This is a genomic window from Marinovum sp. (genome assembly GCF_034669705.1).
Classification (GTDB): Bacteria; Pseudomonadota; Alphaproteobacteria; order Rhodobacterales; family Rhodobacteraceae; genus Marinovum.
This window is the reverse complement of the sequence record NZ_JAXMOR010000030.1, coordinates 1-21,909: the sequence shown is the minus strand read 5'-3', so window position 1 is coordinate 21,909 and position 21,909 is coordinate 1. Positions and strand designations below refer to the sequence as shown.

General features: G+C 69.2%; 19 protein-coding genes and 1 riboswitch. Of the genes, 14 read left to right on the top strand and 5 right to left on the bottom strand.

The annotated features are described in order from the left end of the window. Positions 1-4: 4 nt before the first annotated feature. The 7 genes from VOI27_RS17905 to VOI27_RS17875 all read left to right on the top strand — a co-directional run bounded on the left by VOI27_RS17905 (position 5) and on the right by VOI27_RS17875 (position 8,203). Complete coding sequence (locus VOI27_RS17905; RefSeq protein WP_323767035.1) at positions 5-2,566, top strand: hybrid sensor histidine kinase/response regulator; 2,562 nt, start codon at positions 5-7, stop codon at positions 2,564-2,566. Positions 2,567-2,723: 157 nt separating this feature from the next. Further along, positions 2,724-2,845, top strand: a riboswitch (TPP riboswitch). Positions 2,846-2,948: 103 nt separating this feature from the next. Further along, the gene (gene thiC, locus VOI27_RS17900) at positions 2,949-4,745 is read left to right on the top strand and encodes a phosphomethylpyrimidine synthase ThiC (protein ID WP_323767034.1); all 1,797 of its coding nucleotides are present in this window, start codon (positions 2,949-2,951) and stop codon (positions 4,743-4,745) included. Continuing rightward, a complete protein-coding gene (locus VOI27_RS17895; protein ID WP_323767033.1) occupies positions 4,742-5,716 on the top strand; it encodes an FAD-dependent oxidoreductase in 975 nt (324 codons plus the stop codon). The genes thiC and VOI27_RS17895 overlap by 4 nt, the downstream gene beginning before the upstream one ends. Further along, complete coding sequence (gene thiS, locus VOI27_RS17890; protein WP_323767032.1) at positions 5,685-5,882, top strand: sulfur carrier protein ThiS; 198 nt, start codon at positions 5,685-5,687, stop codon at positions 5,880-5,882. The genes VOI27_RS17895 and thiS overlap by 32 nt, the downstream gene beginning before the upstream one ends. 1 nt (position 5,883) lies before the next feature. Continuing rightward, on the top strand, positions 5,884-6,651 hold the full coding sequence (locus tag VOI27_RS17885) for a thiazole synthase (RefSeq protein WP_323767031.1): 768 nt from the start codon (positions 5,884-5,886) through the stop codon (positions 6,649-6,651). Further along, the gene (locus VOI27_RS17880; RefSeq protein ID WP_323767029.1) at positions 6,651-7,241 is read left to right on the top strand and encodes a thiamine phosphate synthase; all 591 of its coding nucleotides are present in this window, start codon (positions 6,651-6,653) and stop codon (positions 7,239-7,241) included. Before VOI27_RS17885 ends, VOI27_RS17880 begins: the two co-directional genes overlap by 1 nt. Next, entirely contained in the window at positions 7,238-8,203 is a 966-nt protein-coding gene (locus VOI27_RS17875; protein WP_323767027.1) for a HesA/MoeB/ThiF family protein, read from the top strand. Before VOI27_RS17880 ends, VOI27_RS17875 begins: the two co-directional genes overlap by 4 nt. Positions 8,204-8,207: 4 nt before the next feature. Here VOI27_RS17875 and VOI27_RS17870 read toward each other — a convergent pair whose 3' ends face one another. From VOI27_RS17870 to VOI27_RS17860, 3 genes are all read right to left on the bottom strand, one after another. After that, entirely contained in the window at positions 8,208-10,172 is a 1,965-nt protein-coding gene (locus VOI27_RS17870) for a cache domain-containing protein (protein WP_323767025.1), read from the bottom strand. Positions 10,173-10,252: 80 nt separating this feature from the next. Continuing rightward, entirely contained in the window at positions 10,253-10,690 is a 438-nt protein-coding gene (gene hpaR / locus VOI27_RS17865; RefSeq protein WP_323767023.1) for a homoprotocatechuate degradation operon regulator HpaR, read from the bottom strand. Between the two features lie 108 nt (positions 10,691-10,798). Next, complete coding sequence (locus tag VOI27_RS17860; protein WP_323767020.1) at positions 10,799-11,587, bottom strand: 5-formyltetrahydrofolate cyclo-ligase; 789 nt, start codon at positions 11,585-11,587, stop codon at positions 10,799-10,801. A 146-nt stretch (positions 11,588-11,733) separates the two neighbouring features. Between VOI27_RS17860 and VOI27_RS17855 the strand changes: the two genes are divergently transcribed. After that, positions 11,734-12,603, top strand: coding sequence for a bifunctional allantoicase/(S)-ureidoglycine aminohydrolase (locus VOI27_RS17855; protein WP_323767018.1), 870 nt, complete (start codon positions 11,734-11,736; stop codon positions 12,601-12,603). Between the two features lie 339 nt (positions 12,604-12,942). Here VOI27_RS17855 and bhcR read toward each other — a convergent pair whose 3' ends face one another. Further along, on the bottom strand, positions 12,943-13,773 hold the full coding sequence (gene bhcR / locus VOI27_RS17850; RefSeq protein ID WP_323767016.1) for an HTH-type transcriptional regulator BhcR: 831 nt from the start codon (positions 13,771-13,773) through the stop codon (positions 12,943-12,945). A gap of 169 nt (positions 13,774-13,942) precedes the next feature. On the opposite strand from bhcR, the gene bhcA reads away from it, so the two are divergent. The 6 genes from bhcA (at position 13,943) to VOI27_RS17820 (ending at position 20,858) form a co-directional block, all read left to right on the top strand. Continuing rightward, entirely contained in the window at positions 13,943-15,133 is a 1,191-nt protein-coding gene (bhcA, locus tag VOI27_RS17845; protein WP_323767014.1) for an L-aspartate--glyoxylate aminotransferase BhcA, read from the top strand. A 20-nt stretch (positions 15,134-15,153) separates the two neighbouring features. After that, positions 15,154-16,122, top strand: a complete 969-nt coding sequence (gene bhcB, locus VOI27_RS17840) for a beta-hydroxyaspartate dehydratase BhcB (protein WP_323767012.1) — start codon at positions 15,154-15,156, stop codon at positions 16,120-16,122. Between the two features lie 142 nt (positions 16,123-16,264). After that, positions 16,265-17,428 carry a 3-hydroxy-D-aspartate aldolase BhcC gene (bhcC, locus tag VOI27_RS17835; RefSeq protein ID WP_323767010.1) on the top strand — a complete coding sequence of 388 codons (1,164 nt, stop codon included), beginning with the start codon at positions 16,265-16,267 and terminating at the stop codon, positions 17,426-17,428. Positions 17,429-17,530: 102 nt separating this feature from the next. Beyond that, positions 17,531-18,496: an iminosuccinate reductase BhcD gene (gene bhcD / locus VOI27_RS17830; protein ID WP_323767008.1), complete on the top strand. Its 966-nt coding sequence runs from the start codon at positions 17,531-17,533 to the stop codon at positions 18,494-18,496. A gap of 105 nt (positions 18,497-18,601) precedes the next feature. After that, positions 18,602-19,135, top strand: a complete 534-nt coding sequence (locus VOI27_RS17825) for a hypothetical protein (RefSeq protein ID WP_323767006.1) — start codon at positions 18,602-18,604, stop codon at positions 19,133-19,135. A gap of 112 nt (positions 19,136-19,247) precedes the next feature. Continuing rightward, the gene (locus VOI27_RS17820; protein ID WP_323767003.1) at positions 19,248-20,858 is read left to right on the top strand and encodes a BCCT family transporter; all 1,611 of its coding nucleotides are present in this window, start codon (positions 19,248-19,250) and stop codon (positions 20,856-20,858) included. 55 nt (positions 20,859-20,913) lie between these two features. Here VOI27_RS17820 and VOI27_RS17815 read toward each other — a convergent pair. Further along, a partial coding sequence (locus tag VOI27_RS17815; protein ID WP_323767001.1) for a uracil-xanthine permease family protein occupies positions 20,914-21,909 on the bottom strand: 996 nt, incomplete at its 5' end.

Sequence of the window (21,909 nt, the reverse complement as noted above, 5' to 3'; positions counted from 1 at the left end):
CCGCATGGCCTTGGCCGCATCGAAACCGCAGGACCGGCCGCCGCGGTTCCGCCAGCTGCCGCTGGTGGTGCTGGTCATCGTTCTGGGCGGTCTGCTGGCCGCGGGGATGATCGCGGTCAAGCTCGGCGACAAGATCGGCGAGCTGCGCGCCGCGCCGAGTGACAACATCCAGTGGAACACCGCCCAGCTCGAGGTCGATTTCCTCAAGCTCGACACGGCGCTCGACGCCGCGCGCGCCGGTCCGGGCGGGCTCGACGACCTGCGCCGGCAATTCGACATCTTCTACAGCCGGGTCAAGACCTTCGCCGGTTCGACCCAGACCCTGGTGCTGGAAGAAGACCCCGCGCTGCGGGCCTATCGCGACGATCTCGACCGGTTCCTGATGCGGGCGGTGCCGCTGATCGACGCCCCCGACCCCGAGCTGCGGGCCGCGCTGCCGCAGCTCGAGACCTGGGCCGACGCGGTCAACGGCACGCCGCGCAGCTTTGCGCTCGGGGCGGTGCAGGTGATGGCCAATGTCTCGGATGCGCAGCGGATCGAGATCATCGACCTGCTGCGGCGGCTGGCCTTCGTCATCCTGTCGGTCTTTGGCGCGCTGATCCTGACGCTTGCCACCATGACCTTTCAGCGGCTCGAACTGTCGCGCCGCGCCGCCGCCATCGCCCATGCCGGGCGGATGCGCGACTCGACCCTGAGGGCCTCGCTCGATGCCATCGTGGTCAGCGACGCGGCAGGGGTGATCACCGATTTCAACGGCTCGGCGGAAAAGATCTTCGGCTACCCCCGCGAACAGATCCTCGGCCGGAGGCTCACCGACACCATCCTGCCCGCCGGCCCCGGCGCGGCCCGCTCCGCCGAGACCGCGCGCCTCGTCGATCAGGGCCGGCGCGAGCGCACCGCGCGTCACAGCGCCGGCCATGACTTCCCGATCGAGCTGTCGATCTCGGAGACCCCCGGCGAGAGCGGCCCGAATTTCGTCGCCTACATCCGCGACATCACCGAGGAAAAGCGCGCCAAGGCCGAGTTGCAGGAGGCCCGCGACGAGGCGCTCGCCGCCTTTCGCGAGAAATCGCATTTCTTCGCGGTGATGAGCCACGAGATGCGCACCCCGCTCAATGGCATCATGTCGGCGCTCGACCTGATGCGCGACGATCCGATGACCGCGAAACAGAAGCGCTACGTGGACATCGCGGAATCCTCGAGCCAGGTGTTGCTTGGCCACATCAACGACGTGCTGCTGATCGAGCGGCTCGATTCCGGCGAAAACAGCGCCACTGTGACCGCCGTTCGCCCGGTCGCGCTGGTCGAGGCGGTGGCCGACAGCCTGCGCCCCGTCGCTGGTCAACAGAACACCGTGCTGACCACCGGCCACAGCGGCCCCGATGCCTGTGTGCTGGGCCCGTCGCGGGCGCTGCAGCAGGTGGCGATGAACCTGCTCAACAACGCGGTCAAGTTCACCCCCGGCGGCAAGGTGACGGTCACCACCCGGATGCACGACACCGGCGACGACGAGATCGCCTTCGAGCTGGTGGTGGCCGACACCGGCATCGGCATCTCCGAACACGATCAGGCCCGCATCTTCGACGATTTCGTCACCATCGATTCCCCGTACGAGCGCACCGCCGCCGGCACCGGCCTCGGCCTTGGCATCGTGCGCCGGCTGGTCGATCAGATGGGCGGCCGCGTCACCTGCGACAGCACGCCGGGCCAGGGCAGCACCTTTCGCGTCACCGCCACCCTGCCCCGCGCCGCCGACGACGTCCGCCGCCCCGAGACGCCAGGCGCCGCGGCCCGGCCGGCCGGGCTGGCGCCGCTCGATATTCTGGTGGTCGAGGACAACCCGATCAACGCCGAGGTGCTGGGCGCCATGCTGCTGCGCGAGGGTCAGAAGGTCAGCCATGCCAAAGACGGGTTCGAAGGGGTGAACATGGCCCGCCGCGCGCGCTATGACCTGATCCTGATGGATGTCAGCATGCCGAACATGAACGGCCTCAAGGCCACCCGGCAGATCCGCGCCTCTGACGGTCCGTCGAGGACCGCGCCGATCTATGCGGTGACCGCCCATGCCATGCCAAAGGAGGTCGAGGCGTTTCTCGCCGCCGGCATGGCCGGCTGCATCCTCAAGCCGATCCGCCCGGAGGTGCTGCGCAAGGTGCTGACCGAGGTGGCCGGCGCGCGCCCGCCCGAGGCCCGCGATCCCCGGCCGGTGGCCGCCGCCCCTGAGCCGCCCGACGTGGTCGATGCCGCCACGCTCGGCGAGATCACCGAACTGCTGGGCGAGGCCCGCTTCCACGACAAGCTCGCAGCCTTCGTCAGCGACGCCACGGCCAGCCTGTCGGCGATTGACGCCGCCGCCGCGGCGGGGGATCTGCCGGCGCTGCAGGCCCAGGCCCATCGTCTTGCCGGGTCTTGCGGGGTCTTTGGCGCGGTGGCGCTGCACGGCGAGCTCCAGACGCTCGAGGCGCTCAGCAAGGCCGGCGACCGCACGGCGGCCCTCGCGCAGGCCGCAGCGCTCGACAGGACCTGGCAGGCCACCCGGCAGGCCCTCACCCCGGCGCGGGTCTGAGCGCCAGAGGGGCGGCAGGCCTTTGGCCGTCTGATCGCCGCCAGCGGGGGCGCTGTCCCGGCCGGCGCGGGGCGATCCGCTGCGCAGCCCGCCTGCCGGCCACCGGCAACCGCCCGACAGGAATGGCTTGCGGGCCGAAACCTCCTTGCCTATACCTCGGGGCACGCAGGGGAGTCCCGCCGAGGGGACTGAGAGGCAGACAGGGCGAAGGCCCGGTGACGCGACCCTTTGAACCTGACCCAGTTGACACTGGCGTAGGAAGCTGAGGGCGCATCCCTGCGGGCAGACCCCGCGCGCACCCTGACAAGACGGACCCGGTCCGTCGCCTCCTCTCCCGGATCATCTGGTGTCTTTTTGAGACTTGAGCTTGAGGAGCGCCAACATGAACATACCCAACCCGCAGATCACCACCGGCCCGCTGCCCGCCTCGCGGAAAATCCACGTGCCGGGCGTGCTGCACCCCGAGATCCGCGTGCCGATGCGCGAGATCTCGGTGCACCCGACTGCCGGTGAGCCGCCGCTTCCCGTGTACGACAGCTCCGGCCCCTACACCGACCCCGCGGCCGAGATCGACATCCGCAAGGGCCTCGCCCCCCTCCGCCGCGCCTGGATCGAGGCGCGCGGCGATGTCGAGGAATACACCGGCCGCGACGTGAAACCCGAAGACAACGGTTTCGTTCAGGGCGACCGGCTGACGCCGGAGTTCCCGGTCCGCCCCCGCCCGCTGCGCGGCAAGGGGGCGGTGACCCAGCTGGCCTATGCCCGCGCCGGCATCGTCACGCCGGAAATGGAGTTCGTCGCCATCCGCGAAAACCAGCTGCGCACGGCCGTGGGCGAACGCGACGGCGAGGATTGGGGCGCCAATCTGCCCGACCACGTGACGCCGGAGTTCGTGCGCGACGAGATCGCCGCCGGCCGCGCCATCATCCCGGCCAACATCAACCACCCGGAAAGCGAGCCGATGATCATCGGCCGCAATTTCCTGGTCAAGATCAACGCCAACATGGGCACCTCGGCGGTGACCTCGTCGATGGAAGAGGAAGTCGACAAGCTGGTCTGGTCGATCCGCTGGGGCGCCGACACGGTGATGGACCTCTCGACCGGGCGCAACATCCACAACACCCGCGAATGGATCATCCGCAACAGCCCGGTCCCGATCGGCACCGTGCCGATCTATCAGGCGCTGGAGAAGGTGAACGGCATCGCCGAGGACCTGACATGGGAGGTGTTCCGCGACACGCTGATCGAACAGGCCGAGCAGGGGGTGGACTATTTCACCATCCACGCCGGGGTGCGTCTGCACATGGTGCCGATGACCGCCGAACGCGTCACCGGCATCGTCTCGCGCGGCGGCTCGATCATGGCCAAGTGGTGCCTGCATCACCACAAGGAGAGCTTCCTTTACGAGCATTTCGACGAGATCTGCGACATCTGCCGGCAGTACGACGTCAGCTTTTCGCTGGGTGACGGGCTGCGCCCCGGCTCGATCGCCGATGCCAATGACGCGGCGCAGTTTGCCGAGCTGGAGACGCTGGGTGAGCTGACCAAGATTGCATGGGCCAAGGATTGTCAGGTGATGATCGAAGGGCCGGGCCACGTCGCCATGCACAAGATCAAGGAGAACATGGACAAGCAGCTCGAGTGCTGCCACGAGGCGCCGTTCTACACCCTCGGGCCGCTCACCACGGATATCGCGCCGGGGTATGACCACATCACCTCCGGTATCGGCGCCGCGATGATCGGTTGGTTCGGCTGCGCGATGCTCTGCTACGTGACGCCGAAGGAACACCTCGGCCTGCCCGACCGCGACGACGTCAAGACCGGCGTCATCACCTACAAGATCGCGGCCCATGCCGCCGATCTGGCCAAGGGGATGCCGGGGGCGCAGCGGCGTGATGACGCGCTCAGCCGGGCGCGGTTCGAGTTCCGCTGGGAGGACCAGTTCAACCTCGCGCTCGACCCGGAAACCGCGCGGGATTTCCACGACCAGACCCTGCCGAAAGAGGCGCACAAGGTGGCGCATTTCTGCTCGATGTGCGGGCCGAAGTTCTGCTCGATGAAAATCAGCCATGACATCCGCGCCGAGGCGCAGAAAGAGGGCATGGAGGCGATGGCCGAAAAGTTCCGCCAAGGCGGCGAGTTGTATGTGCCGGCCAAGAAGGCGGAACCGGCGGAATGACCACGGTCCGCATCGCCGGGGCGGGGCTCGCGGGCCTCGTCTGCGGCTATGAGCTGGCGCGGCGCGGTGCGCGGGTGGTGCTTTACGAGCGGTCAGAGACCCTCGGCGCCGCCAGCGTGGCGCGGTTCGCCGGCGGCATGCTCGCGCCTTGGTGCGAGGCCGCCACCGCCGAGCCGGAGGTGGTGACGCTGGGCCGCGGTGCCGCCGACTGGTGGGCGCGGGTGACGGAGGTCACCCGCCGTGGCACGCTGGTGCTGGCGCCGCCGCGCGACCGGGCCGAGCTGACCCGCTTTGCCCGCCGCACCGAGGCGCATGACACCTTGGACGCCGCTGCCATCGCCGCGCTGGAACCCGACCTCGCCGGCCGCTTCACCAGCGGCCTGCATTTCGCGCAGGAGGCGCATCTCGACCCCGCCCGCGCGCTCACCGATCTGGCGCGCGGCATCGAGGCCATGGGCGGCGAGATCCGCCTCGGCCAGCCGGCGCCCGCGCAGGTCGAGATCGACTGTACCGGCCCCGCCGCCGCCCTGCCCGATCTGCGCCCGGTGCGCGGCGAGATGGCGGTGCTGCATTGCCCCGAGGTGGCGATCAGCCGCACGATCCGCCTGCTGCATCCGCGCATTCCGCTCTACCTCGTGCCGCGTGGGCAGGGACGCTACATGATCGGCGCCACCATGGTCGAAAGCTCGTCGGACCGCCCCGCCACCCTGCGGGCGCTGACCGAGCTGTTTTCCGCCGCCTTCACCCTGCACCCCGGATTCGCCGAGGCCGCCGTCGAACGCAGCGGCGCCGGCCTGCGCCCGGCCTTTCCCGACAACCTGCCCCGGCTCATCCGCCAAGCCGGCACCTGGCACCTCAACGGCCTCTATCGCCACGGCTTCCTGCTCGCCCCTGCCATGGCGCGGCGGCTGGCCGACACCTTGCTCCCGGAGACCCGACATGAAGATCACCCTCAACGCCGAACCGCGTGACATCGCCGCCCCGTCGCTGGCCGAGGCGCTGGCCGAGCTGGGCTTTGACAGCCCCGCCATCGCCACCGCGGTCAACGGCACCTTCATCCCCCGCGACGCCCGCGCCACGACCCGGCTGGCCGACGGCGATCGGCTCGAAGTCCTCGCGCCGATGCAGGGTGGCTGAGATGCAGCTTTACGGAGAGACCCTCGCCTCGCGGCTGCTGCTCGGCACCGCGCAATACCCCTCGCCCGCCGTGCTGCAAGACGCGATCCGCGCCAGCGGCACCGGCATCGTCACCGTGTCCCTGCGCCGCGAGACCGCCGAAGGCAGCGGTGCCGGCTTCTGGCAGACCCTGCGCGAGACCGGCACCCGCATCCTGCCCAACACCGCCGGCTGCCACACGGTCAAGGAGGCGGTCACCACCGCCCATATGGCGCGCGAGGTCTTCGGCACCGACTGGCTCAAGCTCGAGGTGATCGGCCATGCCGACACCCTGCAGCCGGATGTCTTCGGTCTGGTCGAGGCGGCGCGCATCCTGACGTCCGAGGGGTTCAGGATCTTCCCCTATACCACCGATGATCTGGTCGTCGGCGAGCGGCTGCTCGACGCCGGTTGCGAGCTGTTGATGCCCTGGGGCGCGCCGATCGGCTCCGGGCAGGGCTTGCGCAATCCAGACGCGCTGCGCGCCATGCGGGCGCATTTCCCCGGCGTGCCGCTGGTGGTCGACGCCGGCATCGGCCGGCCGTCAGACGCGGCGCAGGCGATGGAGCTCGGCATGGACGCGGTGCTGCTCAACACCGCCGTGGCGCAGGCCGGCGACCCGGCGGGCATGGCGCGCGCCATGGCGCTGGCGGTCGAGGCCGGGCGCGCGGGATATGAGGCCGACCCGATGGAGCGCCGCGACCTCGCGGTCCCCTCGACCCCGGTGCTCGGCCTGGCGGAGCTGTCGTGATGGAGCGCTTCTACCTCATCACCGGCCATGTCGCCCGGCTGGAACTGCTGGTGCCGCAGGGTGTGAAACTGGTGCAGCTGCGCCTCAAGGACCAGCCCGAGCCGGAGGTCCGCCGACAGATCGCCCGCGCCCGCGATGTCTGCGCCGTGCATGGTGTGCAACTGGTGGTCAATGACTACTGGCAGGCGGCGCTCGATCTCAACTGTTCCTTCGTGCACCTCGGGCAAGAGGACATGGAGACCGCCGACTTCGCCGCCCTGCGCCGTGCCGGGGTGCGGTTCGGCCTCTCGACCCATGACGCGGCCGAGCTGGAGCGCGCCCTGTCGCAGGATCCGGCCTATGTGGCGCTCGGCCCGGTCTATCCGACGCTGCTGAAGCAGATGAAATGGGGGCCGCAGGGCCTCGACCGCGTCACCGAGTGGAAGCGCCGCGCCGGCCCCGTGCCGCTGGTGGCAATCGGCGGCCTGACGCCTGCGCGCGCACCCGGCGTGCTGGCCGCCGGGGCCGACAGCCTCGCGGTGGTAACCGACGTGCAGCAGGCCGCCGATCCGGAAGCGCGGGTGCGCGACTGGCTGAGGGTCTGCGGATGAGCCGCTATGCCCGTCAGGAGATCCTGCCGGAGGTCGGCACGGCCGGCCAGTCGCGCCTGCGCCGCGCCCATGTGGCGGTGATCGGCGCCGGCGGGCTCGGCTGCCCGGTGCTGCAGTATCTCGTCGGCGCCGGCGTCGGGCGGATCACCCTCTACGATCCCGACCATGTGGAGGAGAGCAACCTGCACCGCCAGCCGCTCTACCGCATGGCCGACATCACCCGCCCCAAGGCGGAGGCCGCCGCCGAAGCGTTGCGCCGCTTCAACCCCGAGGTGCAGGTCAGCGCCCATGTCGCCGCACTGCACCCCGGCAACGCCCCGGCGCTGGCGCAGGCGGCCGACGTGGTGATCGATGCCGCCGACAGTTTCGCGGTCAGCTACACCCTGTCGGACGCCTGCCGCGATGCCGGCACGCCACTGATCTCGGCCAGCGTGTTGGGCCAGTCGGGCTATGCCGGCGGCTTTTGCGGCCCGGCCCCCTCGCTGCGCGCGGTCTTCCCCGAGTTGCCCGCCACCGCTGCCACCTGCGCCAGCGCCGGCGTCTTCGGCCCGGCGGTCGGGCTTCTCGGCAGCCTGCAGGCACAACTGGCGCTGCAGGTTCTGCTCGGCATCGGCACCCCGCTGGGCTCGCTGGTCACCCTCGACCTGTCCAGCCTGCGCTTTGGCGGCTTCTCCTTCCTCGGCACGCCGGAGCCGCAGGCGATCTGGCCCTTCCTCTGCCCCGAGATGCTGCGGCCAGAGGATCTGGTGATCGAGCTGCGCGACCCCGAGGAAGCCCCCCGGCCCATCGCCCCGCCAGCCCGCCGCCTGCCGCCCGAGGAGATCGGCAGCCTCGCCCCCGGCCCCGGCCAGCGGGTGGTGCTTTGCTGCGCCACCGGTCTCAGGGCGTGGCGCGCCGCGACGCAGCTGCAGGCCGGCGGTGTCGATACCATCGCGCTGATGGCGGCCAAGGCCTGCGCCTGAGCCGCTACCCTGCCGCCCGCTCCGCCTCTGCCGCCGGCAGCCAGACGGTGAACTCCGCCCCGCCCTCAGGCCGGTTGCGCAGCGAGATCAGCCCGCCGGCGCGCTGGATCAGGGTCTGGGAAATCGACAGCCCCAGCCCGGTGCCTTCGCCGCGCTTGGTGGTGAAGAACGGGTCGAAGACCGCCCCCAGCACCGCCTCCGGCACCCCCGGCCCGCTGTCGCGCACCCGCAGCGCGGTGCCGGCGCGGCCCTCGCGGGCCTCGGCGCTCAGGAGCAGCTCCAGCCGCCCGCCTGCCTGACCCTCGCCCTGCCCCATTGCCTGCACCGCGTTGATGATCAGGTTGACCACCACCTGCTGCATCTCGCCCGGCGCGATGCGCACCGGCGGCACCTCGTCCAGCCGGGTCTCGACGGTCACCCCGGCACGGTCGATCACATGTTCCACCAGCACCAGACAATCGCCCAGCACCGGCGCCAGATCGACCTGCCCGCCCATCTCCTCGATCTCGCCGGGGGCGGCGAATTTCAAGAGCTTGCCGACGATCACCTGAATCCGCCCGACCTGCGCGTCGATCAGGTCGAGCTCGGTCGCGACCGGCGCAGCGCGCGGCCCCAGCACCTCGCGCATCACGTCGAGATTGCCCTGGATCACCGCCACCGGGTTGTTGATCTCATGCGCCACCCCGGCGGTGATCTCACCGATCGAGGCCAGCTTCTCGCTCATCACCAGCTGCCGGTAGGTCTCTTCCAGCTTGGCATTGGCCGCGCGCAGCTCTGCCGTGCGGTCCTCGACGCGGGTGTTCAGCTCGTCGGCCCAGGCCCGCAGCCGCGCGTCGCGGTCCTGCACCTGGTCAAGCAGGTCGTCGAGATGACCGGCGACGGCGGCGATCTCGTCGCGCCGCTTCATCGCCCCCAGCCGCGCCGAGAGGTCGCCGCGCCCGACCCGCGCCATGGTCTGGGTCATCCGCTCCAGCGGCGCAAAGATGCCGCCGGCCATCCACAAGAACACCGGCGCCGAGAGCAGCAGCACCGCAAAGAACGCCGCCAGCATCCACAGGAAGGCCTGCCGCTTGGCGGCGGTGAAGGGCGCCTCGAGGAAGCCGACATAGAGCATCCCCACCCGGTCGCCGAAACTGTCGGTCAGCGGCATGTAGGCCGAGATATACCAGTCGTTGACCACGAAGGCGCGGTCGAGCCAGGTTTGGCCCTCGCCCAGCACCGCGCCGCGCACCGCCGCCGAGACCCGGGTGCCCAGCGCGCGCACATCCTCGAACAGCCGCACGTTGGTCGAGATCCGCACATCCTCGAGAAACAGCGTCGCCGTGCCCTGCCGCTCGCCGCCGGTGACGGCGTTGAGATAGACCAGCGCGTTGATCTCATCGATGAAATCGAGGTTGCGGTTGAGCAGGATGCCGCCCACCAGCACGCCGCGGTGGCCGGGCAGCCGCACCGGGCTGGCGGCATGCACCACCATGCCGCGATCCTCGACCTCGCGCGTGGTGGGCACCGCCGCCTCGGTCTCGATCAGGGCAATGCTGGCGCGGGCGGCAAGGTCTTCGGTCAGCGCCTCGGGCGGGAAGATGTCGATCCGCGTCTCGGTCCGGCCCAGCCCGGCGGCGATCACCGGCCAGCGGCGGGCGGCGTCGCCGGCGGCGCTGGCGGGCAGGTAGTAGAGGAAATCGAGCTCCATGTCGCGGCGCTTGCTGCGGAAAAAGCCTTCGCGGTCCCCCTGCCGCAGCGCCTCGGCAAATTCGACCGAGCCGGCCAGCCCCTGCAGCTCGTCGCCGGTGCCGGCCATCAGCCGGTTGAGATATTGCTCGGCGATCCTGAGGTCGCTTTCGACATTGGCGATCAGCACCTTGTCATAGTCCGCGGTCCAGCGGGTCAGGCCGAGCAGCAGCAAGAGCGGCATCAGCACGATCAGCGGGGCAAGCGCCAGGATCAGCAGGCGCAGGCGAACGGATTGCATCGGACGGACCTCCCGCCGGCCAGACTAGCCGGCCCGCGCGGCCCTGTCACCGCGCAGCGTCTTCCGCCTCCTGAACAGCCTCAGCCCGGCCGGCCGGGGTCGAGCAGGGCCAGCAGGTCGAGCAGCGTCTCGTAGTTCCGGTCGCCCAGCCGCGCCTTGTAGCTCTCGATGATCAGAGCCGCCTGATCGGCATGCCGGTCGATGATCTGCTGGCCGGCGGGGGTGATCGCCACGATCTGTTTGCGGCGGTCGGTGCTGTCGCGGGTCTGGGTCACCAGCCCGCTCTTGTTCAGGGTGGTGCCGATACGGGTCAGGCTGGGAAACAGCAGGCTGGCACGGTCGGCCAGGCTGGTCGAATCCATCGGCCCGCATTCCGAGAGTACCCGCAGCACCCGCCACTGCTGCTCGGTCAGCCCCGTCGCGCTCAGCATGTCGCGCACCGGTGCCATCACGCCTTCGCGGGCGCGGACGATGGCAATCGGCAAGGAGCGAGCGGTCTCGGGCAGGGAATTGGGCATGGAAAACTCGGCAACAGGGCAAAGGTACCCTTTGCTATGCCCGGTCCTGAGACGCGAATCCAGTCGCTTGTGCTCGCCTGACGCTACGGCCCCGGTGGGGCTCAGGGCTCAGGGCTCAGGGCTCGGGGCGCGCGCCACCTCTCCGGCCTCGGTCACGATCACGTCGAGCGGGATGTCATGCGGCTGCGGATAGATCGTCGCCAGTTGCGCCGCGGCAAGGCCGATGCCGATGGCGAACGGCCGCGGCGCCAAAGCCGCCAGCGTGCGGTCGAAATAGCCGCCGCCATAGCCCAGCCGAAAACCCGCATCGGTCCAGCCCAGAACCGGCGCCAGGGTGATTTCCGGCAGGAGCTCCTCAGCCTCCGGCGGCGGCACCGGGATATCCCAGCAGCCCCGCACCATCCGCGTCCGGGGCGTCCAGCGACGAAACACCAGCGGCGCCGCGCGGGTCTCGACCAGCGGCAGCGCCAGGATCACCCCGGCGCGGTGCAACTCGGTCATCAGCGGCCGCAGGTCCGGCTCGCCGTTGATCGGCCAGTAGCCCGAGAGCACGCGGCCCGTCGCGCCGCCGAACCGTGCCGCCAGCAACCGCCGCAGATGCCCGGCCAGCGCCCGGCCCACGTCGGCGCGCGCCGCGACCGACAGCGCTGCGCGGTCCGCCCGCAACCGGCAGCGCTCGGCCCGCCGCCAGCGCGCCACGTCGCGGGCCTGCTGCGGATCGACCGCCAGCGGATCGAAATACCCCGGCGCGATCTCTGCCGCCGCGCAGGGCGGCGAGGCATAGCGCCCGCCGCCTGTCCCGTCCTCACCCTGCATCCCGGCCTCCTCACCAAGTGTCCCTGACACCCTGCCCCCGCCGGCGGCCGCCGTCACCTCCGGATCCGGCATATCGGTCATGGCGGCGACACTCCTGGCGTTCATCGGAAAGGTCCCCCGGCACTTTCAAAAATCCCCTGAAAGAGCTGTTGCCGCTTTGCGGGTTCCGGGCCGGCGCGATCGGCCGCATAGTTTCGCCGACCCCAACGCCGGTTGCAGGAGCTCTCATGACCGCAAACTACTACGCCCCCCACGGCGGCCACCCCGGCCAGGACCAGCTGCTGACCGACCGTGCGATCTTTACCGAGGCCTATGCGGTGATCCCAAAGGGCACCCTGCGCGACATCACCACCAGCTTCCTGCCGTTCTGGGAGGGCACCCGGCTCTGGGTGATCTCGCGCCCGCTCAGCGGCTTTGCCGAGACCTTCTCGCAATATATCATGGAGGTGCAGCCCGGCGGCGGTTCCGGCCGGCCAGAGACCGACCCGGAGGCGCAGGGCGTGCTCTTCGTGGTCGAGGGCGCGGCCAGCCTGACCGTCGCGGGCGAGACCCACGACCTGACCCCCGGCGGCTATGCCTATCTGCCGCCGTCGAGCGATTGGCAGCTTTACAACCGGGGCGACGCCCCGCTGCGCTTTCACTGGATCCGCAAGGCCTATGAGGCGGTCGAGGGGCTGGACCGGCCCGACGTGCTGATCCTCAACGAGAACGACATCGCGCCCACGGTGATGCCCGACACCGAGGGCAAATGGGCCACCACCCGTTTTGTCGATCCCTCGGACCTGCGCCACGACATGCATGTCACCGTGGTCACCTTCGAGCCGGGGGCGGTGATCCCGTTTCTCGAGACCCACGTGATGGAGCACGGGCTCTACGTGCTCGAGGGCAAGGCGGTGTATCGTCTGAACAACGACTGGGTCGAAGTCGAGGCGGGCGACTATATGTGGCTGCGCGCCTTCTGCCCGCAGGCCTGCTATGCCGGCGGTCCCGGCAAGTTCCGCTACCTGCTCTACAAGGACGTCAACCGCCACATGTCCCTGCGTCCCGCCCACGCCACCCTGTCGCGCGGCGCGCGGCTGCGCCAGGCCGCCGAATAGCCGCGAGCCGGTCCAGCAAGCGCCACCGTCCCGGCCCCCGCGCCGGGACCTCGCCGCCGCAACCAAGAGGCCCCGGATCAAGTCCGGGGCGCGAGGTCAAATACCTCCGCCGTCCCGGCCTGCGCGCCGCCACCCAGAGACCCCGGAGCAGGTCCGGGGCGGGCGCGGTCATTCCCTCTTTATTCTGAAACCTCTCGATAAAAGCGAAAAGGGCTGCGCCGCCCCAGGGGGGCGGGACGGCGCAGCCCGGCCTGCGTCCGGGCGGGTGGGTGATGGCAGCTGTGACGTGGTCCTAAAAAATACTGCGGGCCGGCCTCTAAGAGTGGACAGCCCCGCACCTCACCCCTCCCGCAACACCCCGCCGATCGCCTGTGTCAGCTCCCGCGCTGCGGCGATCACCGCGCGGCTCAGACGCGCGACCTCGGCGCTGCTCACCCGGCTGGTCGGCCCCGAGACCGAGATCCCCGCAATCGCCTCGCCGTTCATGTCGCACACCGGCGCCGCGATGCAGCGCATCCCGAGGTTGCGTTCCTCGTTGTCGATCGCATAGCCACGCGCCCGGATCTCCGCCAGCTCGGCCGCAAGCGCCGCCTGCCCGGTGATCGTATGCGCGGTAAAGGCCTCCGGCGTCACCGAGCCCATCCAGCGCGCCAGCCGCGCCGCGTCCATCTGCGCCAGCAGCGCCTTGCCGATCCCGGAGCTGTGCATCGGCGACAGCGTGCCCGGCGGAAAGAACGCCCGGATGCTGGCATGGGTCTCGACCTGGCTGAGAAACAACACCGCCCCTTCCTGCTCGATCCCGAGGTTGGCGGTCTCGCCGGTGGCCTCCATCAGCCGCCGCAGGATCGGCCGCGCCCGGTCGACCAGGCTGGTGCGGCGCAGAAAGCGCGCGCCGATCACGAAGGCCCGCGGCCCGATGTGCCAGGTCTGCGCTTCGGCGTCGAACTCCACCAGCCCGCGCCCCTCGAGCGTCACCAGAATGCGATAGACCGTCGCCGGCGACTGGCCGGTCTCGCCGGCCAGCGCGGTCAGCGCCTTGCCCGGACCCTCGCTGAGATACTCGAAGACCTCCATCGCCCGGTCCAGAGACTTGATGGTGTTCTGCGCCGTCTTGTCGTCCCAGCCGCGCGGCCGGCCGCGCCGTCTGGCGGCATTGTCTTGCTTATCCATAAGAACCCTCTCGCCCGCCATGAAAGCCGAATTCACAATATGAAAAACGCAACGCCTTGGCAATGCTATGATTTTCCGCTCCATGGCCAAAACGAAAGCCGTTTTCAAAATAATGTCGCCGCGCGGCGCGGTGATCTAGGGTGGCCTCAACAACGCGAGGAGACCCACCATGAGCTTTCAAAACCCTGTCTTCATCCCGGGTCCGACGAACATCCCGGAACAGCTGCGCAAGGCCTGCGACATGCCGACGATCGACCACCGGTCGCCGCTGTTCGGCCAGATCCTGCACCCCGCCCGCGAGGGCGTCCGCCGGGTGCTGAAAAGCGACAGCGCCGAGGTCTTCATCTTCCCCTCGACCGGCACCGGTGGCTGGGAATGTGCACTGACTAACTGCCTCTCGTCCGGCGACCGGGTGCTTGCCGCGCGCAACGGCATGTTCTCTCACCGCTGGATCGACATGTGCCAGCGCCACGGGCTGGAGGTCGAGATCGTCGAGACCCCCTGGGGCCAGGGCCTGCCCGCCGACCGCTACGAAGAGATCCTCACCGCCGACAAGGGCCACGCGATCAAGGCGGTGCTCGCCACCCACAACGAGACCGCCACCGGGGTGAAATCCGACATCGCCGCCGTGCGCCGCGCGCTCGACGCTGCCGGCCACCCGGCGCTGCTCTTCGTCGATGGCGTCTCCTCGATCGGCTCGATGGACTTCCGCTTCGACGACTGGGGCGTCGATGTTGCGGTGGCGGGCAGCCAGAAAGGCTTCATGCTGATGGCCGGCCTCGCCATCCTCGGGTTCAGCGACAAGGCGATGGCCGCCACTGCCACCGCGACCCTGCCGCGCACCTTCTTCGACGTGCACGACATGGTTAAGGGCTATGCCAACAGCGCCTACCCCTACACCCCTGCCGTCGGCATGCTGAATGGCCTCAACCAGGCCTGCACCCTGCTGCTGGACGAAGGGCTCGAGACCGTCTTCGCCCGCCACCACCGTATTGCCGAGGGGGTGCGCGCCGCGGTCGATGCCTGGGGGCTGGAGCTCTGCGCCGCCACGCCGGATCTCTATTCCGACACGGTCAGCGCCATCCGCACGCCGGAGGGTTTCGACGCCACGAAGATCGTCAGCCATGCCGCCAGCAAATACGGCGTCGCCTTTGGCGTGGGCCTCGGCGAGGTGGCGGGCAAGGTGTTCCGCATCGGTCACCTGGGCTCGCTCACCGACGTGATGACGCTCTCGGGCCTCGCCACCGCCGAGATGTGCATGGCCGACCTCGGCCTCGACATCCGGCTCGGCTCGGGCGTGGCGGCGGCGCAGGACTACTACCGCGGCCACGGGTTGGCCGAACAGAGATCCGCCGCCTGAGGCCGGAAGGAGACCGTCAGATGAAGGATACCGCGATGATCATCCCGACCTACGACGACATGCTCGCCGCGCATGCGCGCATCCGGCCGCATATCCGCCAGACCCCGGTGCGGACGTCGGACCACCTCAACGAGCTGACCGGGGCAGAGCTGTTCTTCAAATGCGAGAACTTCCAGGAGCCGGGGGCCTTCAAGGTCCGCGGCGCCGCCAACGCGGTCTTCGGTCTCGACGACGCGCAGGCGAGGCTCGGCGTAGCGACCCATTCCTCGGGCAACCATGCCTCCTGCCTCAGCTATGCCGCCATGCGCCGCGGCATCCCCTGCAACGTGGTCATGCCGCGCACCGCGCCGCAGGCCAAGAAGGACACCGTGCGCCGCTATGGCGGCCGGATCACCGAATGCGACCCCTCGACCTCGTCGCGCGAAGAGACCTTTGCCCGCGTGCAGGCCGAAACCGGCGGCGATTTCGTCCACCCCTACAACGACCCGCGGGTGATCGCGGGTCAGGGCACCTGTGCCAAGGAATTCATCGAGCAGACCGACGGTCTCGAGATCGTCCTGGCGCCGATCGGCGGCGGCGGGATGATTTCCGGCACCTGCCTGACGCTCTCGACGCTGGCGCCAGAGGTGCAGATCATCGCCGCCGAGCCGGAGCAGGCCGACGACGCCTACCGCAGCTTTCACGCCGGCCGCATCATCGCCGATGACGCGCCAAAGACCATCGCCGACGGGCTGCTGGTGCCGCTCAAGGAGCTGACCTGGCATTTCGTCTCGAACCACGTGAGCGATATCCTCACCGCCTCGGACCCCGAGATCGTCGCGGCGATGAAGCTGATCTGGAAACACCTGCGCGTGGTGATGGAGCCTTCCTCGGCGGTGCCGCTGGCCACCATCCTCAAGAACAAGGAGCGGTTCGCCGGCAAGCGCGTCGGCGTGATCCTCACTGGCGGCAACGTCGATCTCGACAGGCTGCCGTGGATGGCAGGGTGACCCCCCTGCGACACCTCACCTGAGCGGCGGGGGCCCGGCCCACCCCCCGCCGTAGGGTGGGTTTACAACCCACCGCCCCCTCACCTCTAGGGTGGGTTTGCAACCCACCCCCCGAAGCCACACGCCCCAAGGGAGCAAGGACATGAAAGACATGAGCAACCTCGATCACTTCGACGTCGGCTACGACATTCCCGCCAAGCCCGGCATGGACGCCGCCGACATCCAGACTCCGGCGCTGGTGCTCGACCTCGACGCGCTGGAACGCAACATCAAGAAGATGGGCGACTACGCCAAGGCCCACGGCATGCGCCACCGCGCGCATGGCAAGATGCACAAATCCGTCGACGTGCTGAAGCTGCAGATGGCGCTCGGCGGCGCAGTGGGCGTCTGCTGCCAGAAGGTGTCCGAGGCCGAGGTCTTCGTGCGCGCCGGCATCAAGGAGGTGCTGGTCTCCAACCAGGTCCGCGACGCCGCCAAGATCGACCGGCTGGCGCAGCTGCCCAAGCACGGCTCCGAAATCATCGTCTGCGTCGATGACCTGGCCAATGTGGCCGACCTGTCGGCGGCGGCACGGAAGCACGGCACCGAGCTCGGCGTCTTTGTCGAGATCGACTGTGGCGCCGGCCGCTGCGGCGTCACCAGCACCGAGGCGGTGGTCGAGATCGCCAAGGCCGTGCGCGATGCCCGGAACCTCACCTACAAGGGCATCCAGGCCTATCAGGGCGCGATGCAGCACATGGACAGCTACGCCGACCGCAAGGCCAAGATCGACGCCGCCGTGGCGCAGGTGAAAGACGCGGTCGAGGCGCTGAAAGCCGAGGGCATCGAGACCGAGCTGGTCTCGGGCGGCGGCACCGGCTCGTATTACTTCGAGGCCAACTCGGGCATCTACAACGAGCTGCAATGCGGCTCCTATGCCTTCATGGACGCCGATTACGGCCGCATCCTCGACCAGGACGGCAAGCGCATCGACGCCGGCGAGTGGGAGAACGCCTTCTTCATCCTGACCAGCGTGATGAGCCACGCCAAGGCCGACAAGGCGATCTGCGACGCCGGCCTCAAGGCGCAGTCGATCGACAGCGGGTTGCCCTTCATCTACGGCCGCGACGACGTGGAATACATCAAATGCTCGGACGAGCATGGCGTGATCTCGGACCCCGAGGGCAAGCTGAAGGTCAACGACAAGCTCAAGCTGGTCCCCGGCCACTGCGACCCCACCGCCAACGTGCACGATTGGTACGTCGGCGTGCGGAACGGCAAGGTCGAGACCGTCTGGCCGGTGTCGGCGCGCGGCAAGGCCTACTGACACCCCGCGCCCCGGGCGTGACCCGGGGCCTCCTGCCCCACCCATCCCCCATGAGGCCCCGGGTCACACCTGGGGCACGCGACTACCGAACGGAGCCCGTCCATGTTCATCGTCCCCGAACGCGAAATCGCCGACCTGATGACCCGCGAGGCCGCCTTCGACGCGGTCGAGAAGGTGTTTGCCGCCATGGCCTCCGGCGAGGCCTACAACTTTCCCGTCGTGCGCGAGGCGATCGGCCATGAAGACGCGCTCTACGGCTTCAAGGGCGGCTTCGACCGCGCCGGGCTGACGCTGGGGCTCAAGGCCGGCGGCTACTGGCCCCACAACCTCGAGAAACGCCAGATCATCAACCACCAGTCGACGGTCTTCCTGTTCGACCCCGACACCGGCAAGGCCCGGGCCATGGTCGGTGGCAACCTGCTGACCGCGCTGCGCACCGCCGCCGCCTCCTCGGTCTCGATCAAGCATCTGGCGCGCAAGGATGCCAAGGTCATCGGCATGGTCGGCGCCGGCCATCAGGCCAAGTTCCAGCTGCGCGCGGCGCTGGAACAGCGCGATTTCGACAAGGTGATCGGCTGGAACCTGCACCCCGAGATGCTGCCCAACCTCGAAGAGGTCGCCCGCGAGGCCGGCCTGCCGTTCGAGGCGGTCGACCTCGACGGGCTGACCGAGGCCGACGTGATCATCACCATCACCTCCTCCTTCGAGGCCATCCTGACACCGGATCACGTCGCCCCCGGCACCCACATCGCCTGCATGGGCACCGACACCACGGGCAAGCAGGAGGTCGCCCCGGCACTGCTCGCCGGCGCCACCGTCTTTACCGACGAGATCGCCCAGTCGGTGACCCTCGGCGAGGCGCAGCACGCCATTGCCGCGGGCCGCCTGCGCGAGGACCAGATCACCCAGATCGGCGCGGTGATCAACGCCAGCCATCCCGGCCGCACCTCGGACGACGAGATCACCCTGTTCGACGGCACCGGCGTCGGGCTGCAGGATCTCGCGGTCGCGGCGGCCGTGGTCGAACTGGCGGTCGCGAAGGGCCTCGCCATCGAGGTCGATTTCTGAGCCTGCCGGCGCGCGCTGGCCATGCCCCCTCCGGCTTGCTAAAGCAGGACAGCCCCGCCCGGCACCGGTCGGGGCCTTTCCGCGCGGGCGCAGACGAGGGACACCATGGCCGCAACGACACGACAGGTGGTCACCGTGGTGATCCGCCGCCTGCAGCCAGAGGCGAAACCGGCGGTGCAGGCGGGCATCGCCCGGCTGCGCACCGCCGCCCGGCAATACCCCGGCTATCTCGGCGCCGAGGACAGCTACCTGCCCACCACCGAGCGCCATGTCGACATGGTCACCATCTTCAGCTTCGACAGCCGCCGCAACCTCAAGCGCTGGGAGATCGCGCCGATCCGCCGCCAGCTGATCGCCGAGGTCGACCGCCATTGCCTCGAGGTCTCGGACCGCGCCGCCTTTGACGGGCTCTCACCGCTGCTGCCAGACAGCGCCAAGATCTCCAAGCCCGCCACCGTCGCGGTGCTGATCGTGCTGATCCTGGCGCTGGGCTGGCTGGCCGACCTGCTGCTGCCCGCCTTTCCGCAGCCCTGGCGCACGGTGCTGACGGTCACGGTCAACGTCTGCCTGATCAGCTACCTGTTCCTGCCGTGGTCGGTCCGGGCGCTGGCGGCGCTGCGCAAGCGATTGTTTTCCTGAGCCTTCGCGCCGGTTCGCGGCGGAAATTCCGGAACCTCATCCGGCCCCACGGCGTTGGCGCCCCGAGGCCTTCGGGCACAACCTAAGGGATTTTCAGGCGGAGGGCGCGCGGATGCAGGGATTGGTCGAACGTTTGGGGCTCAGGACCGACCCTGTCATCTTTCTCGCCGCCGCCGGGTTCACCGCGCTCTTCGTGCTGGCGCTGGTGATCGCGCCGGGGCCGATCGGTGATTTCTTCGCCGCCGGCCGCGCCTGGATCGTGGCACACCTCGGCTGGTTCTTCATCCTCGGCGTCAACGTCTGGCTCGGCTTCCTGATCTGGGCGGCGATGAGCCGCCACGGCCACATCCGCCTCGGGCCGCGCGACAGCGCGCCGGACTATTCCAACCTGTCGTGGTTCACCATGCTGTTTGCCGGCGGCATCGGCACGGTGCTGATGTTCTGGGGCGTGGCCGAGCCGATCAGCCATTTCGCCAGCGCGCCGCTGCCCGGGGTCGCGCCTTTCACCGAACAGGCGGCGCGTGACGCGATCTCGATTGCCACCTATCACCTGGCGCTGCACACCTGGACGATCTTCGCCCTGCCCGGCCTGGCCTTTGCCTATTTCATCAACCGCTACGACCTGCCGGTGCGGGTGAGCTCGGTGTTCTACCCGCTCCTGCGCGAGGGCATCCACGGCCCCTGGGGCAAGGCCATCGACATCACCGCCATCCTCGGCACGCTCTTTGGCGTCGCGGTCTCGCTCGGGCTCGGCTCGTCGCAGATCGCCGCCGGGCTCTCGGCGCTGTTCGGCTGGGAGGCCAGCGTGCCGCTGACCGTCGGCATCCTCGCCGTGCTCACCGCCGTCGCGGTGATCTCGATCGTCGCCGGGCTCGACAAGGGGGTGAAGCTGCTCTCGAACCTCAACATCGGTCTGGCGGTCGGTCTGATGGTCTTCGTTCTCGTCACCGGCTCGACCCTGTTCCTGCTGCGCGGCATCGTCGAGACCTTCGGCCTCTACCTCGGCAACCTGCCGCGGCTGGCGTTCTGGAACGACATGCTGGCCGACACCAACCCCGACAATGGCGACTGGGGCTGGCAGGGCGGCTGGACGGTGTTCTACTGGGCCTGGACGGTCACCTGGTCGCCTTTCATCGGCCTCTTCGTGGCGCGCATCTCGCGCGGCCGCACGATCCGCGAGTTCGTCTTCGGCGTGCTGATGGCGCCCTCGCTTTTCACCCTTGTCTGGTTCGCGATCTTCGGCTGGCAGGCGATGGAGATCGACGGCATCGGCCTCGCCGCCCGCGAGGCGCTTGGCGAGCGGGCCGGCCAACTCAGCGCCGCAGTGGCCGAGTCGGTGCCGCTGGCGATGTTCGCCTTCTTCGAAAGCTTCCCCTACGCCCCCTTCATCCAGGGGCTGGCAGTGCTGGTGGTGGCGATCTTCTTTGCCACCTCGTCGGACTCGGCCTCGCTGGTGGTCGACATGCTCTGCACCGGCTCGGCCAAGCCCGGTCCGGTCCGCCAGAGGGTGTTCTGGGGGGTCTCCGAGGGGCTGGTGGCGGCGATGCTGATCGTGCTGGCCGGCGATCTCGGCCTCTCGGCACTGCAGGAGGTGATCACCGTGGTCGGCCTGCCGATCTTCTGCCTGGTCTTCGCGATGATCCCGTCGCTGATCCGCGGCTTCCGCACCGAGGACATCGACCATGTCTCGATCGGCAAACGCCCGCCATTGAAGGAACTTTGAACGGCAGACGGCGCCGCAAGGGATGCGGCGCCGTCCTGTGTCACCTCAGCCGGTGTCAGGCCCGGCTGTCGCGCACGTAAGAGCCTTCGCCATGCCCGGCCATGCCGCCGGACACCTCTTCGGTGGCCTCGTCAGACAGCTCTTCCGGCAGGATCAGGTTGAGCACGATGGCCAGAAACGCCGCCGGCAACAGGCCCGAGGTCAACAGCACCCGCGCCGTTTCCGGCAGATGCTGAAGCGCCCCCGGTTCCAGCTGCAGCCCCAGCCCGAGGCTCAGGGCAATCGCAAAGATCACCATGTTGCGCCGGTTCCAGTGCACGTCGGACAGCATCGAGATGCCGGCCGCGACCACCATGCCGAACATCACGATCACGCCGCCGCCCAGCACTTCGATGGGCACCGTGCGAATGACGCCGCCGACCTTGGGGATCAGCCCGCAGATGATCAGGAAGACCGCGCCGCAGGTCACCACATGGCGGCTCATCACCCCGGTCATGGCGATCAGACCGACGTTCTGGCTGAACGAGGTGTTGGGAAAGCCGCCAAAGATGCCGGCCACCGCGGTGCCGACACCATCGGCATAGGTCGCGCCGGTGACCTCCTCGGCGGTGGCCTCACGCCCGGCGCCACCCTTGGTGATCCCCGAAACGTCGCCCACCGTCTCGATCGCCGAGATGAAGGCCATCAGGCAAAAGCCGATCACCGCCGCCACCGAGAATTCGAAGCCGTATTTGAACGGCTGCGGCAGGGCAAAGGCAGCCGAGTTCGCCCACGACGAGGTGATGGTCTCGACGCTCAGCATGCCGACCGCTAGCGCATAGACATAGCCCACGATCAGCCCGATCAGCACCGCCGAGATCGACAGCATGCCACGGGCAAAGAACTTCAGCCCCAGGGTCACCACGATCACGATCAGCGCCGCCGACCAGTTCAGCAGGCTGCCGTATTCCGGCGTGCCGATCGCCGGGACGCCGCCGGCGGCGTACTGGATGCCCACCTTGACCAGCGCCAGCCCGATCATCGTCACCACGAGGCCGGTCACCAGCGGCGG